The organism is Larkinella arboricola, assembly GCF_003259745.1.
Taxonomy (GTDB): Bacteria; Bacteroidota; Bacteroidia; order Cytophagales; family Spirosomataceae; genus Larkinella; species Larkinella arboricola.
Genome location: NZ_QLMC01000004.1, coordinates 25,428 through 39,755 on the forward strand (window position 1 = coordinate 25,428; position 14,328 = coordinate 39,755).

The window sequence follows — 14,328 nt, forward strand, 5'->3', positions numbered from 1 at the left end:
CCGATGAAAACTCTAAAAAATATAGTGTTGGCCGTGGTGGCCCCTGCGCTGTTGCTGGGTTGCAGCCCCGACCTGCTGGAGACGATTCCGAACGACCGGGTTTCGTCCGAAATTTTCTGGAAAACGGAGAAAGATGCGACGCTGGCAGCCAATGCCGTCTATACGTATCTGGAAAGTGCCGCCAATTTTACCAACTGGGATGCCATGTCCGACATTGGCCATGTGACGCTGATGTGGCGGGAAGAATCCGTTATTGAGAAAGGCGCTTATGATGCGACGTACGGCAAAATCCTGAACGAATGGAACGATGCTTACAAAGGCATTCAGGCGGCCAATGCTTTTCTGGCGAACGTCGACCGGATAACCACGTCGAACACGGCGCTGATCGACCGGCTGAAGGGTGAAGTCAGAACCCTGCGGGCGTATTTTTACATCAAACTGGCGATTCTGTACGGCGATGTGCCGCTCGTTACGGCCCCCATGACGGTGGAAGAAAGCCGTCAGATCACCCGGACGCCCGTTGCTCAGGTCTGGGATTTTATCAGCAAGGAACTGACGGAAGCTGCGGCTTTGCTGCCCACGGCCCCCACCGAAAAAGGGCGGGTCACGAAAGGAGCGGCTTTAGCCTTTAACGCCCGTGCGCTGCTCTATGCCGGACGGTTTAAGGAAGCGGCTGCTGCGGCCAAACAGGTGATGGATCTGAACGTGTACAGCTTGTATCCGTCTTACGAAAATCTGTTCACGTATGCCGCCGAGAACAATCAGGAGGTGATTTTTGACAAACAGCACGTCAAGGATATTCAGTCCAACAATATTTTCAGCCTGACAACGCCAAACAGCGTCTTTCCGCAGGTCAACAGCTTTGTGCCGACCAAGCAGGCCGTCGATGCCTACCGGATGGCCAATGGCAAGGAAATTACCGACCCTACCAGCGGTTTTGATCCGAAAAACCCGTACGCCAACCGCGACCCCCGGCTTCGGTATTCCATCTACGTCCTGGGCTCCGAACTTCCGAACGGCAAACTTTACGACTCCCGACCGGGCAGCGGCACGGGTGACGCCATCGGTAATTCGGAAAATTCGACGGGTACGGGCTTCAACACCCGGAAGTACCTTAACAAAGACGATATGGTGCAGCCCAACAACAGCGGTATCAATCTGATTCTGATGCGTTATGCCGAGATTCTGCTGATTTATGCCGAAGCGAAAATTGAAGCCAACGAGCTGGATCAGAGCGTACTGGCGGCTATTAATCAGGTGCGGAGCCGCCCGGATGTAAAAATGCCCGCCGTTACCACGCTGGGTTCGCAGGCCGAAATGCGAAAACTGGTCCGGAACGAACGCCAGGTCGAACTCGCGTTTGAAGGGCTGCGGTATTTTGACATCCGGCGCTGGCGAATCGCCGAAACCGTGGTGCCGGGCATTTTATACGGCATGACCTACACCAACCCCGCCGGGGAGCTGGTAACAATTTCCCTGCCCGCTTTTGTGAAAGTGTTCAACAAAGACCGTGATTATCTGTGGCCCGTTCCGCAACGGGAGCGGGAGCTAAACCCCAATTTAACGCAGAATCCTAACTGGTAAATTAACCTGATGCCTCCAATGAAAAAAGTCTTTTTTTTAGCCCTGAGCCTGACCGTCCTTGCTGCTTTTCAGCGACCGAAACCCGCAGTGACCCCCAAAGCCGTCACGATGTCGAAAGCTGCTTTGCAAAACAAAATCAAAGGCGGCTGGGCCGGACAGGTCATTGGCTGTACGTTCGGCGGTCCGACGGAGTTTCGTTATCCCGGCACGATGATCAATGATTACCAGAAAATTCCGTGGTACGACGGGTATATCAAACACACCATGATCAACAACCCCGGTCTGTACGATGATTTGTACATGGACCTGACGTTTGTGGATGTATTTGAAAAGTCGGGTCTTGATGCACCGACGGACGCCCACGCGAAAGCCTACGCCAATGCCGAATACATGCTCTGGCACGCCAATCAGGCCGGGCGTTATAATATCCTGAACGGCATCAAGGCACCCGAATCCGGACACTGGCTCAACAATCCGCACGCCGATGATATTGATTTCCAGATTGAAGCCGACTTTTCGGGGCTGATGGCTCCCGGTATGCCCAACACGGCGGCTCAACTGGGCGACGGTATCGGCCACATCATGAACTACGGCGATGGCTGGTACGGTGGGGTTTATGTGGGGGCGATGTATTCGCTGGCCTTTGTCTCGACGGACATCAATTATGTGGTAAAAGAAGCCTTAAAAACGATTCCGGCGCAAAGCACATTTTACCAGTGTATTGCGGATGTGATCAAATGGCACGCCAAATATCCGAACGACTGGAAGCAGACCTGGTTTGAAACGCAGCGCAAATGGTCGGATGAAGTAGGCTGTCCGGATGGTGTGCACGTTCCGTTCAACATTGATGCAAAAATCAATGCGGCTTACATTGTCATCGGGTTGCTGTACGGCGGTGGCGATTTTACGAAAACGATGGAAATCAGTACGCGCTGCGGACAGGACTCCGACTGCAACCCGTCTTCGGCGGGTGGTATTCTGGGCACCATGATGGGCTACGACAAAATACCGGCTTACTGGAAAATGGGCCTGACCGAAGCCGAGGACATTGATTTCAAGTACACAACCATGTCGCTGAACGATGTCTACCATATGGGATTAAAGCACGCGCTGGAGGTAATCCGGAAAAATGGCGGTCAGGTGTCGGGCGACAACATCACGATTGCGGTTCAGACGCCGAAAGCCGTTCGGCTGGAGCAGTCCTTTACCGGCCATTTCCCGATTGAGAAGAAAAATATTCACAAGGAGCTAACGGATGAATACACCGTTGATTTCGACGGGATTGGCTTCGTGCTGATGGGCCACGCATCGGCGAAATCGCCGGCCCCGGGTGGACCGTCGAATACGTCCTATGTCTTTAATGCCGAGCTTCATGTAGACGGGAAGCTGGTGGAAACCGCCAAATTACCGGTAAGCTTCATTGCGCGTCGGCACGAATTGTTCTGGAAATACCAGTTGCCGAAGGGAAAACACACGATTCGCGTGAAAGTCCTGAATCCCAATCCAGAATACACCATCCGGATGAGCCATTTGCTGACGTACGGCGACAAACCGCTCAAAACCGAACTATAGGAGAGTTCGTCTAACTCATAACTCTTCATTCTTAACTCCTGACTCTTACCCCTTGTCCGTTTGTGAACAAAAGAGTGTCCGTCACCGGACACTCTTTTGTTTTTGATGTGCTTATTCTGTTAATTATCAGCTCTTTGTTTTTCTGGCATAAGCCTTGAGCCAGGCTAGACGTTCCGTTTATCAGATTGTCGCATGTTCTACAGTTACCTCGTCATTGCGTTCCGAAATCTCTGGAAACACCGGCTGTTTTCCTTTATCAATGTCGTGGGGCTGGCGTCAGGGATGATGGTATGTCTACTGGCGTTGATCGACATCAAGGGCGCGTTCGATTACGGCAATTTTCACCCGCATTCGGACCGGACGTACCGGGTTTTGACTGATGTTACCAGCAGTGACAACCAGATGGTGGCTTTTGCCTCCACGCCGATGCCCCTGGCCGACGTCCTGAAGCGGGAATACGGTTTTGTGGAGCAAACGACCCAGGTGATTCGTGACTATGCCGAATTGACGGTGGATGGAAAAAAACTTGTCGATACATACTGCGCCGTTGACCCGGCGTTTTTTACGGTTTTGGGTTATAAACTAGCCAGTGGACAGCCTGCCATAGCGCCACGAACGGCGGTGTTGACACCCCAGACCGCCGAGAAATTTTTTGGCCTGTCGAACCCCATCGGAAAAGTCATTCACCACCAAGAGCTAGGTGCCATCACGGTTACGGGGGTCTTTCAACCGTTGCCAACCCGGTCCCATTTGGAGTTCGGTTTGGTGGTATCCATGTCGACGCGTTCTACCGAAAACCAGAAAAGGGAGCAGACCGACTGGAAACAATATAAGGCCGGATATACCTACGTTCGGCTAAAGGAAGGCGCGTCTGTTGAAGCATTGGAAAAAGCACTGCCGACCATTACCGCTAGAAATACAAAAGGAATTCAGTGGAAAACCGAAAAAAGTTACACGTTTCGGCCTCAATCCCTGGCAACTCTTTCTCCCGCTTTCGAAGAGCTGCAAATGAGCACCTGGGAGCCAACCTGGGGCAAACTGGCGACCGAGATGGCAGTTGGGTTAATAACCTTATTGCTGGCGGTTTTCAATTATGTCAATCTGACATTGGCCCGGTCGCTGAGCCGTGCCCGCGAGGTGGGCATTCGAAAAGTTTCCGGGGCTGTCCGCTGGCAATTAATGAGCCAGTTTATGGCTGAGTCGGTGATATTGTCGGTGTTCGCGTTGGGCGTTGCCTACCTGCTCCTGAGGCTGATCGAACCGATGCCGTTTGTGCAACAGTGGCTGATCGGGGGCGTGGAACTGAATCCGACGCTCTGGGCGGTTTTTGTCGGATTCAGTATAGTAACCGGTTTGCTGGCGGGATTTGTTCCGGCGCATGTATTGTCCGGTTTTCGACCCGCGCAGGTATTGCGGAGCCAGACCGGTTTGAAGGTTTTCAAAGGCATTACCCTGCGTAAATCACTGATTGTGGCCCAGTTTACGATTGCCCTGATCGCCATGATTGCGCTGTTGTCGGTGGCGCGGCAACAAAATTACATGGCGACGGCGGACTACGGTTTTCGGAGCGAAGGTATTTTAAATATTCCCCTGAACACGGTTCCTTACCAGCGGCTGGCGAATGAATTGAACCGCATACCGGGTGTGGAACGCGTATCGGCAACATCGGAGCTGTTTGGTAGTCACGGCGGAGAGTATAGAAAGGTTCGCCGGCAAAAAACCGGGGGCGATTCGACGGCGGTTTTTATTACGGCCGTTGATCAGCATTTTATCGCCAACATGGATCTTACCTTGCTGGCTGGTCAGAATTCGCCGGAGATGACGACCGATACCGCCGGGGAAGGTTCGCCGGGCCGGTTTGTCCTGGTCAATGAAGAAGCCGTTAAAGCCTTCCGAATGGGAAATCCGCGGGAAATGGTGGGTCAGACGCTCTGGTTGAATGACAGCACAGAAGTCCAAATCGCCGGTGTCGTAAAAAATTTCCAGTTTACCACCTTCAGCTGGGCCATCAAGCCGCTGATCCTGAGTTATCAGCCGAAGCAGTTCCGATACGTCAATGTCCGGATTGCCGACGGTGCTCCGGAAGCGACGCTGGCGAAAGTACAAGGTGTATGGAAACACCTGAATCCGCACCAGCCGTTTACGGGCGAATGGTACCGGGATTTTCTCTACAAACGGCACAGTCACGAAGACGATGTTAATTTCATGGGATTGCTGACGGCGCTGGCCTTTTCCATCGCCTGTCTGGGATTATTGGGGATGGTTACCTACACGACCGAAACCCGCGTCAAGGAGGTCGGCATTCGGAAGGTGATGGGCGCGGAAGTTCGGCAAATCATCTGGCTGCTATCCTGGGATTTTGTTAAATTACTGCTCATTGCGGGCGGGATCGCCCTGCCGCTGGGGTATCTGGCCGGAATGGCGTTTCTGATTAATTTTGCTTACCACGTTTCGATCGGTTTTGAAACGCTGGGGGGCTGCATCGGCCTGTTGCTGGGCCTCGGCGGATTAACCATCGGTTTTCGAACCTACCGGGCCGCGCTCTCGAATCCGGCCGATAGTTTACGAAACGAATAAGTAAGATTGTCTAAATAGATTCAACTATATCAAAGTATGATTTCACTACATAACGTTTCCAAGTACTACCCGGCCGGTTTCGGTAAGACGTACGTGCTGCGCAACATCTCCCTCGACATCAGCGAAGGTGAATTTGTCTCCATCATGGGGCCGTCGGGGTCGGGAAAATCCACGCTGCTTCACATTCTGGGTATGCTCGAGGAGCCGTCGGAAGGCGAGTACCTGTTCTTTGACCAGCCGGTGCAGAAACTGTCGGAGAAACGTCGTACCGAATTACACCGTAACTATATCGGGTTTGTGTTTCAGGCCTATCACCTGATCGACGAACTGACGGTGTACGAAAACATCGAAACGCCCCTGCTTTACAAAGGCATGTCGTCGTCGGAGCGGAAAAGCCGTGTGGCCGAATTGCTCGACCGCTTTAATATGGTAGCTAAAAAAGACCTCTTCCCGACCCAACTCTCGGGCGGTCAGCAGCAACTGGTTGGCATTGCCCGCGCCGTGGCTTCGCAACCGAAGGTGATTTTTGCCGACGAACCCACCGGTAACCTGCATTCCGATCAGGCAAAGGAAATTATGGACCTGTTTAAAAAATTAAACAAGGAAGATGGTGTGACCATCGTGCAGGTAACGCACTCGGAAGTTAATGCTGAATACGGTAACCGGATTTTGCGGCTGAAAGACGGCTGGCTCGAATCTTTCCCTGTGTCGTTGGAAAGCAAATAAAACCGTACGCTACAGGGCCGCGAACAGGGGGCTGATTCGGTCTACCGGCTTTTCATCAAAAACCGTGTTGCCGATTTGCCTAATCCATTGAATACCGGCGATATTGGTACAAAATACCGCATCGGCCCGGTCCAGGGCATCCGGTTTGAAAAGCCCTTCGTGAACGGTGAAACCGTGTTGCGGAGCCCGGCGGAGGAGCTGCCGACGCAAAATTCCGTCAATGCAGCCGCTGTCGAGGGAAGGTGTAAAAAGCTGGTTGCCCAGGAGCCAGAACAGGTTGGAGGCAATGCACTCGGCCAGGTTGCCGTGAGTATCCAGCAGAATCATGTCATCCGCCTGTTGCTGTTGTTTGGCAATACCGGCCAGCACGTACGGTAAGGCGCTCAGCGTTTTATAGGCCGAAACCGGCGAAGGCGACAGCCGAAACGCATCATAAAAACCGACGCTGGCTTTTTCCGTCAGCGCGAAGGCAGAGCCGGATCGGGCCGTAATCAGGTATTGTGTCTGGAAGCTGGTGGGTGTATAAAGGCCGCCGGGCTGGCGCCAGACTTGAAGTTTAATGCGGGAAGGCTGATCAAGGAGTTGATTGGCTTTCAGGAGGTCGTTGATCTGACTGAGGAGGAGATTCCGGTCGAACCGGGGAGGGGCGTGGAGTGAAAGCGCAGCCATACCACGGGTAAGCCGGTCGTAATGGTCGGGCCAGAACCGGACTTCGTGGGGTTCGTAACGGATGGTCTCAAACAATCCGTCGCCGTACTGGAAGGCCCGGTTGCTGGGCAAGAGCCAGACGGCTTCTTCCCGCAGAATATCCCCGTTTAAAACCACGTTCGTTTGCATTTTCACCGTTTATCTAAAATAAGTAAAGAGTACGCAAGATACTTTGTAACATTGAACAACCATGAAGCGATTTACTACCAACAAACGCCCGGTGAACCGGTTTAGATTGACGATCCTGGCATCGCTACTGGGACTTAGCGTTAACTTATCCGTGGCCCAAACCTCGAATGGGCAGGTCACAACATCAGCGGCTCCGGCCTCAAACCGGTTTTCGCTGCGGCAGTGTATCGATATTGCCCTGCAAAACAATTTACAGGTTCGGCAGGGGCAGTTGAATGTGCAGGGTAGCGAACTACAGCTCCGGCAGGCTAAATTAAATCGCTATCCGACAGCGAATGTATTTGCATCCCAGGCATTTAATGCGGGTTATACCGTCAACCCAACAACGAACAGTTTCGTTGATCAGAAAATCAACTCGAACAATATTCAGGCGTCTGCCAGCATGATTTTGTTTAACGGTTTTGCATTGCAGAATGCCGTTAAGCAAACTAGTTATGGTTTACAGGCGGCTCAGCAGAACTTACTGGCTAATCAGAATACCGTAGCACTCACGGTGGTGCAAAATTACCTGAACGTACTGACGTACGAAGAGCAGTTAGCGATTGCCCAGCGGCAGGCCGAAACATCGCGTAATCAGTTGGAGCGGACAGGCAAATTAGTTACTGCCGGAACGCTGGCCGAAGCTGAACTTTATACGATACGGGCCCAGCTTGCCAATGATGAACTGGCCATTGTAAATGCTCAGAATAATCTGGATTTAGCCAAGCTGGCGCTTTTACAAGCGATGAACTTGTCGGCAACGACCAATGGTTCACCGTCTCCCGGTACGATTGAGGTGGAACGTTACGAACTCCCGGACCCTACGGTGGAAGCCTATCCGGTAAGCGCGCAGCAGGTGTATGAAGCGGCCTTGCAGGTTATGCCGGATGTAAAAGCCGCCGATTTGCAGGTAAAAGCCGATGCCATGGGCGTACAGGTGGCTAAGGCAAGGCTTTATCCAACGTTATCACTGAATGGAGGTTTAACCACCCTTTATTCCAGTCTGGGGGCATTAAACATCACGCAGGGCGAGAGCGCAGAAAAGCGAACAGGCGAGTATGTCACGATTGGAGGCACCCAATATGATGTGTACACCCTTGCACCAACCACGCTACGGGCCGTACCATACACGTTTAGTCAACAGTTGAAAAATAACCTGAACCGGGGCGCTTCCATTCAATTGCAGATTCCCCTTTTCAACCGGTTCCAGAACCGGAATCAGATTACATCGGCCATCATTACCCAGAAAACGTCCGAAATTAGTGCCGATAATGCCCGGCTGACGTTGCGCCAGAATATCGAAACAGCATATACGAGTATGCTCGCCGGAGCCAATCGTTACCGCGCTACGCAGATTCAGGTGGAGTCGCTCGAAAAAGCTTTCCAGGCCGCTGAGAGCCGGTTTAATGCCGGGGCGCTGAACTCTGTTGACTATAATATTGCTAAAAATAATCTGGATACAGCGCGTGCCAACTTGGTACAAGCGAAATTTGATTATATTTTTAGAACAAAAATTCTTGATTTTTACCAAAATAAACCATTATCTTTTTAGCGAATAATGAACCGCACGGGTAGTCCCGAATGAATAATACACAGGCGCAAACATGAAATAAGAAGTGTCTGTCAATTCATACCGGTTTTTCGGTGATGTTCATTATTCATTCTTCGCTATTCGTGTATGAAACGTAAGTCAAACCGCATCTGGTGGATTTTAGGCGGTATTGTGATCCTGTTGATTGGTGGGTTGGTAGCTGCCAAGCAAGCTGGACTGATTGGTAAAGAAAAACCAACCGAAGTTGATTTTACCGCAGTCAAAAAGGTTGACATTATTGAGCGGGTCAGTGCTTCGGGTCGGGTTCAGCCGGAAGTGGAAGTGAAAATCAGTCCGGACGTATCCGGGGAAATCATTGCCCTGTACATCGCCGAAGGTGACTCCGTTAAAAAAGGGCAGTTGCTGCTGAAGATTCGTCCGGATAACTACGAGTCGCTGCTGGCCCGCGCCCAGGCAACGGTCAATTCCAGCCGTGCCCAGTATCAGCAAACCAAAGCCCTGGCGGCTCAGGCTCAGGCCCGGTTAATCCGTGCCAAAGCCACGTATGAGCGAAATAAAAAACTGCTGGCCGATAAAGTGATTTCTGCGGCTGACTTTGAGCAAATCGAAGCGGATTATAATGTGGCCCGGCAGGAAATCGAGTCTGTTCAGGCTAACATCAAGGCAGCTGAATTTAACGTCGCCGGAGCCGAAGCCGGTTTGCGGGACGCTACCGAAAACCTGCGCAAAACAACCATCTACGCGCCGGTAAACGGTACGGTTTCCAAACTGAACGTTGAGTTGGGCGAACGCGTGGTCGGAACGTCGCAGATGGCGGGTACGGAAATGCTCCGGATTGCCAACCTGAACAACATGGAAGTGCGGGTGAATGTCAACGAAAATGACATTGTACGCGTCAGTATGGGCGACACGGCTGATATTGATGTTGATGCCTACTCGACGACGGGCCGCAAGTTCAAAGGAGTTGTTACCGAAATAGCCAATACCGCTAATGGGCTGGCGGGCACCGGAACAGGCAGCGGGGCTTCCTCAAGCCTTTCGACTGACGCCGTGACCGAGTTCGAAGTGCGGATCAAAGTCCTGAACAGCTCATACAAAGATTTGCTGGCGCAGCGGACCAAGCGGACGTATCCGCTGAAGCCGGGCATGACGGCCTCGGTCGAGGTAATCACCGACCGGCGACCGGGTGTTCTGGCAGTTCCGATTGCCGCCGTTACGACCCGGGGTGCCGCTCAGGAAGCCATGAACCGTAGCCCGAATGACGACAACAATAATGATGAGAATAAAGCGGGCAATCAGGCTTCTACCAAAAAGGAGGAAGTAAAAGAGATTGTGTTTGTTCGCCAGAATGACAAAGTTGTTCAGCGGCAAGTCAAAACCGGTATTAGTGATTTTGACAACATTGAGATCAAATCGGGGCTGAAAGCCGGTGAAGAAGTCGTTTCAGGACCATTCATTGCGGTATCAAAACGTTTAAAAGACGGTGATCTGGTGATTAAGCGTGATCCTAACAAAGAGAAAAAACCGGAAAAAACGGCTGAATAAATATAATTGAACGATTAGGTTGAGAAAGCGAAAACGCCTGCCCGATTGAGAGGTGCGGGCGTTTTTTGTATTTTGCGGACCTTTACTGAAAGACTAAAGAGGATAGTCCAGCGATAAAAGACGCACCGATTGGCGAGTCGAAGTTTTTCTTTCTAGTGTCGTTTCTATCTTCTCAATTAAAACACCTATGAATCAAGCCGCTCGGATAACCGTTGTGGGTGGTGGCAGTTGGGCTACCGCGATTATTAAAATCCTATCGGAAGGAAATAACCATATTCGCTGGTGGTTGCGAAGCCAGCAGGACGCCGACCACATCAAGAAGTTTCACCACAACCCAAGCTACCTGAGCGATGTTCAGATCAGTCCCCGGAAAGTACGGGTTTGCACGAAAATTAAGGAAGCCCTGAGCGCCAGTGACCACATTATTCTGGCGGTTCCGGCGGCTTTTGTCAGTGATGCCTTACAGGGAGTAAAACCCGCACATCTGGCCGGAAAGAGTGTTATTTCGGCCATTAAAGGCATGATTCCTGAAAAAAACCAACTGGTCACCGATTGGGCCGAACAGAATTTTGAGGTGCCCGCCAGCCGGATTGCCGTCATTGCCGGACCCTGCCATGCCGAGGAAGTTGCGCTCGAAAAACAGTCGTATCTGACCATGGCCTCACAAAATATGGCATTTGCTTCGGAAGTGGCCCAATTATTCAATGGCCGTTTCGTTCAGACCTCTCCGCTCGATGATATTTACGGGGTAGAGTACTGCGCCGTCATGAAAAATATCATTGCACTGGCCTGCGGTATTACACACGGTTTAGGTTACGGCGATAATTTTCAGGCGGTTCTGGTGTCCAATGCCATGCAGGAAATCCGGCGGTTTGTGGATACGGTTTATCCGATGCAGCGCGATCTGAGCGCGTCGGCCTATCTGGGTGATTTGCTGGTGACGGCTTATTCGCCATTCAGCCGCAACCGGACGTTTGGCCACCTGATCGGGCGCGGTTACAGCGTACAGTCGGCGCAAATGGAAATGAATATGATTGCGGAAGGCTATTATGCCGTGAAAAGCATTCACGAAATCAATCAGCACTACGGTGTTTCGATGCCGATTGTGGAGATGGTTTATACGGTTTTATACGAAAAAACGTCGCCGGTTTCGGCGACGAATGCGTTGAAAGCGGTTCTGAAATAAAACACCAGACCCAACGCTTAGAGGAAGCTCCGGATGTGAGCGGCTACTTCGGCCAGTTCATCCTGGCTCATTTTGAGCTTGTTATTGAAATTCATGTCCGCCATGCTGTTCAGCGGAATCAGGTGGACGTGGGCGTGCGGCACTTCCAGGCCAATAACCGATACACCGATCCGTTTGCAGGGAACGGCTTTTTCGATCGCGGGAGCAATCTGTTTGGCAAATTTCATCAGCCCGGCATACAGTTCGTCGTCCAGATCAAACAGGTAATCGATTTCCTGTTTCGGAATAACCAGGGTATGACCTTTAACAACGGGAAATACGTCTAGGAAAGCCAGGTAGCCGTCGGTTTCGGCAATTTTATGAGCCGGAATTTCACCGTTGACAATGCGGGAGAAGATGGAAGCCATAGGATTTAATGAATGACCAATGAATAATGAACAGTAAAAGTAGCGATACTACCCGAGTAGCTGCCTGGTTCATTATTCATTGGCCATTAAAATTAACGTCCGATTTCGAGTACTTCGAATTCCAGCGTACCGGCCGGGACCTTGATTTCGGTGGTGTCGCCTACTTTTTTACCCAGTAACCCCTTGCCGATGGGAGAACCTACGGAGATTTTACCCAGTTTCAGATCGGCTTCTTCTTCCGATACCAGCGTGTAGGTCATGGTCGCACCATTTTTCCGGTTTTTAATCTTTACAGTCGATAAAACCGATACCTGGGAAGTGTCAATGGCGGATTCATCCAGCAAACGGGCGTTCGAGACGATTTCTTCCATCTTCGAAATCTTCATCTCCAGCAAACCCTGTGCGTCTTTTGCTGCATCGTACTCGGCGTTTTCGCTCAGGTCACCTTTATCGCGTGCTTCAGCTATTTGGCGGGCAATATCACTCCGGCCTTTAGTTTTGAGCTCATTCAATTCGGCTTTCAGCCTCGAAAGTCCTTCTTCGGTGTAATACGAAATTTTACCCATGTTACATTACTCTATAAATTCTTTTGCCTTTGGTTTCATTATCCTTTAGTGCCTACGGTTCCTGATGTAGCTGCTTGTGTTCGAATGGCTACAAAAAAAGAAAAGAACGGTTCGCTGACCGTTCTCCATACAAAATCTTGTTTCTTTGTAGGAAGCGTCAGGAACCTTTCTGCGGAATCGTATGGATAACTGTTCGACTACTCATAGTGGAACTCAGGAGAACAAAAATAACAATTCCGTGGGATTCTCCCAACGCTCCAATCAGCAATTCGAGCAAATAACTAGTTACGGTTTTGAGAAGTAATTCTTTGCGCATCATATTCATGGGTACGCCGGATTTTGCGGTTGCCAGCCTGCGTAAACTGCTGGACGACGGCTGCCAGGTTGTGGCTGTTGTGACGGCTCCCGATCGACCCGCCGGACGCGGGCAGCAACTGACCGAATCGCCTGTGAAACGGGCGGCTGTGGCTGCCGGTGTCCCGGTATTACAACCAGAGAAACTGCGTGATCCGGTATTTCTGGAGCAGTTGCAGAGCTATCAGGCAGATTTACAGGTGGTTGTTGCATTTCGGATGCTGCCGGAAGTGGTTTGGGCCATGCCCCGAATCGGCACCTTCAACCTGCACGCTTCGTTGCTTCCGCAGTATCGGGGAGCGGCCCCGATCAACTGGGCCATCATCAACGGCGAAAAAGAAACCGGTGTGACGACGTTTTTCATTGAAAAGGAAATTGATACCGGTCAGATGATTTTTCAGGAAACCGAACCGATTTATACGCAGGATACCGCCGGAACGCTCCACGACCGACTGATGGAGCGGGGAGCCGGGTTGGTACTGAAAACCGTTCGGGCAATTGAGTCCGGGACGTATCCGCGCATTCCGCAGCCCGCCGTTGAAGACCTCAAAATGGCGCCGAAAATTCACCGCGAAACCTGCGAAATCAACTGGTTCCAGTCGGCTGAAGCGGTTCGTGATTTTGTGCGGGGTATGTCACCTTATCCAACAGCCTGGACGAAAATCAACGGGAAGATATACAAGATTTATGCGGTCTCGACGACTGATCAGTCACCTTTTTCGGCGGAACCCGGTGAAGCGTATTCGGATGAAAAAAAGACACTGCTCGTCAAGGCCGAAGATGGCTGGTTGTCAGTGGAGGAATTGCAGGCCGAGGGTAAACGGAAAATGACTATTGAGGAATATTTTCGGGGGAATAAAATCTGAACGAATGTTACTTAGTTTAATTGCCGCTGTTGCCGAAAACGGGGTTATCGGGCAGGAAAATGAGTTGGTGTGGCACTTGCCTGACGACTTCAGATACTTCAAACAAACGACGTCCGGACACCCGGTGCTGATGGGCCGAAAAACGTTCGAGTCGCTGGGAAAACCGTTGCCAAACCGCCTGAATATCGTCATTACCCGCAACCCTGATTATCAACCCGACGGCGTTGTAGCTGTTGATTCGTTGGAAAAAGCGTTGTCAGAAGCCCGGAAAACGGCCGTTACCGAAATATTCGTGATCGGCGGAGCTGAAATCTACCGGCAGGCCCTTCCAATCGTAGACCGGCTGTACCTCACGGAAGTGAAAGCAGCCTTCGAAGGAGATACCCGGTTTCCGGAGTTTGACAAAGCGGAATGGCAGGAAATCAGCCGGCATCATCACCCCGCCGACGACCGGCACGCGGTGGCGTTTGATTTTGTGATCTGGGAGCGAAAGCGGGAATCCTTACGGCAGTAAGGA

Annotated in this window: 12 protein-coding genes; 9 read left to right on the forward strand and 3 right to left on the reverse strand. The window is 51.4% G+C overall.

Annotated elements, in window-relative coordinates; translation table 11 throughout:
• Nucleotides 1-3 precede the first annotated feature (3 nt).
• The 4 genes from LX87_RS15875 (at nucleotide 4) to LX87_RS15890 (ending at nucleotide 6,459) form a co-directional block, all read left to right on the forward strand.
• Nucleotides 4-1,584 carry a RagB/SusD family nutrient uptake outer membrane protein gene (locus LX87_RS15875; RefSeq protein ID WP_111629255.1) on the forward strand — a complete coding sequence of 527 codons (1,581 nt, stop codon included), beginning with the start codon at nucleotides 4-6 and terminating at the stop codon, nucleotides 1,582-1,584.
• Between the two features lie 18 nt (nucleotides 1,585-1,602).
• Nucleotides 1,603-3,156, forward strand: coding sequence for an ADP-ribosylglycohydrolase family protein (locus LX87_RS15880; protein ID WP_111629256.1), 1,554 nt, complete (start codon nucleotides 1,603-1,605; stop codon nucleotides 3,154-3,156).
• A 192-nt stretch (nucleotides 3,157-3,348) separates the two neighbouring features.
• Entirely contained in the window at nucleotides 3,349-5,733 is a 2,385-nt protein-coding gene (locus tag LX87_RS15885) for an ABC transporter permease (RefSeq protein ID WP_111629257.1), read from the forward strand.
• A gap of 36 nt (nucleotides 5,734-5,769) precedes the next feature.
• A complete protein-coding gene (locus LX87_RS15890; protein ID WP_111629258.1) occupies nucleotides 5,770-6,459 on the forward strand; it encodes an ABC transporter ATP-binding protein in 690 nt (229 codons plus the stop codon).
• A 9-nt stretch (nucleotides 6,460-6,468) separates the two neighbouring features.
• On the opposite strand, the gene LX87_RS15895 is transcribed toward LX87_RS15890, so the two are convergent.
• Nucleotides 6,469-7,296, reverse strand: a complete 828-nt coding sequence (locus LX87_RS15895; protein WP_111629259.1) for an aminotransferase class IV — start codon at nucleotides 7,294-7,296, stop codon at nucleotides 6,469-6,471.
• 61 nt (nucleotides 7,297-7,357) lie between these two features.
• On the opposite strand from LX87_RS15895, the gene LX87_RS15900 reads away from it, so the two are divergent.
• The 3 genes from LX87_RS15900 to LX87_RS15910 all read left to right on the forward strand — a co-directional run bounded on the left by LX87_RS15900 (nucleotide 7,358) and on the right by LX87_RS15910 (nucleotide 11,618).
• Nucleotides 7,358-8,887 carry a TolC family protein gene (locus tag LX87_RS15900; RefSeq protein ID WP_111629260.1) on the forward strand — a complete coding sequence of 510 codons (1,530 nt, stop codon included), beginning with the start codon at nucleotides 7,358-7,360 and terminating at the stop codon, nucleotides 8,885-8,887.
• A 126-nt stretch (nucleotides 8,888-9,013) separates the two neighbouring features.
• Nucleotides 9,014-10,432 carry an efflux RND transporter periplasmic adaptor subunit gene (locus LX87_RS15905; protein ID WP_111629261.1) on the forward strand — a complete coding sequence of 473 codons (1,419 nt, stop codon included), beginning with the start codon at nucleotides 9,014-9,016 and terminating at the stop codon, nucleotides 10,430-10,432.
• 187 nt (nucleotides 10,433-10,619) lie between these two features.
• Nucleotides 10,620-11,618 (forward strand): NAD(P)H-dependent glycerol-3-phosphate dehydrogenase, encoded by a 999-nt coding sequence (locus tag LX87_RS15910; RefSeq protein ID WP_111629262.1) that lies wholly within the window; start codon nucleotides 10,620-10,622, stop codon nucleotides 11,616-11,618.
• A 17-nt stretch (nucleotides 11,619-11,635) separates the two neighbouring features.
• Here the strand turns inward: LX87_RS15910 and LX87_RS15915 are convergent, their stop codons facing one another.
• Nucleotides 11,636-12,025 (reverse strand): HIT family protein, encoded by a 390-nt coding sequence (locus LX87_RS15915; RefSeq protein WP_111629263.1) that lies wholly within the window; start codon nucleotides 12,023-12,025, stop codon nucleotides 11,636-11,638.
• Between the two features lie 92 nt (nucleotides 12,026-12,117).
• Nucleotides 12,118-12,591, reverse strand: coding sequence for a transcription elongation factor GreA (gene greA / locus LX87_RS15920; protein ID WP_111629264.1), 474 nt, complete (start codon nucleotides 12,589-12,591; stop codon nucleotides 12,118-12,120).
• Nucleotides 12,592-12,899: 308 nt separating this feature from the next.
• Here greA and fmt point away from each other — a divergent pair, with 308 nt between their 5' ends.
• Entirely contained in the window at nucleotides 12,900-13,811 is a 912-nt protein-coding gene (gene fmt, locus LX87_RS15925) for a methionyl-tRNA formyltransferase (protein ID WP_262511081.1), read from the forward strand.
• A 4-nt stretch (nucleotides 13,812-13,815) separates the two neighbouring features.
• Nucleotides 13,816-14,325 carry a dihydrofolate reductase gene (locus LX87_RS15930; RefSeq protein ID WP_111629266.1) on the forward strand — a complete coding sequence of 170 codons (510 nt, stop codon included), beginning with the start codon at nucleotides 13,816-13,818 and terminating at the stop codon, nucleotides 14,323-14,325.
• Nucleotides 14,326-14,328 lie beyond the last annotated feature (3 nt).

Excerpts from the sequence above, each read along its gene's own strand:
- LX87_RS15875 (WP_111629255.1), top strand. The coding sequence starts at position 4 with ATGAAAACTCTAAAAAATATAGTGTTGGCCGTGGTGGCCCCTGCGCTG.
- LX87_RS15880 (WP_111629256.1), top strand. The coding sequence starts at position 1,603 with ATGAAAAAAGTCTTTTTTTTAGCCCTGAGCCTGACCGTCCTTGCTGCT.
- LX87_RS15885 (WP_111629257.1), top strand. The coding sequence starts at position 3,349 with ATGTTCTACAGTTACCTCGTCATTGCGTTCCGAAATCTCTGGAAACAC.
- LX87_RS15890 (WP_111629258.1), top strand. The coding sequence starts at position 5,770 with ATGATTTCACTACATAACGTTTCCAAGTACTACCCGGCCGGTTTCGGT.
- LX87_RS15895 (WP_111629259.1), bottom strand. The coding sequence starts at position 7,296 with ATGCAAACGAACGTGGTTTTAAACGGGGATATTCTGCGGGAAGAAGCC.
- LX87_RS15900 (WP_111629260.1), top strand. The coding sequence starts at position 7,358 with ATGAAGCGATTTACTACCAACAAACGCCCGGTGAACCGGTTTAGATTG.
- LX87_RS15905 (WP_111629261.1), top strand. The coding sequence starts at position 9,014 with ATGAAACGTAAGTCAAACCGCATCTGGTGGATTTTAGGCGGTATTGTG.
- LX87_RS15910 (WP_111629262.1), top strand. The coding sequence starts at position 10,620 with ATGAATCAAGCCGCTCGGATAACCGTTGTGGGTGGTGGCAGTTGGGCT.
- LX87_RS15915 (WP_111629263.1), bottom strand. The coding sequence starts at position 12,025 with ATGGCTTCCATCTTCTCCCGCATTGTCAACGGTGAAATTCCGGCTCAT.
- greA (WP_111629264.1), bottom strand. The coding sequence starts at position 12,591 with ATGGGTAAAATTTCGTATTACACCGAAGAAGGACTTTCGAGGCTGAAA.
- LX87_RS15930 (WP_111629266.1), top strand. The coding sequence starts at position 13,816 with ATGTTACTTAGTTTAATTGCCGCTGTTGCCGAAAACGGGGTTATCGGG.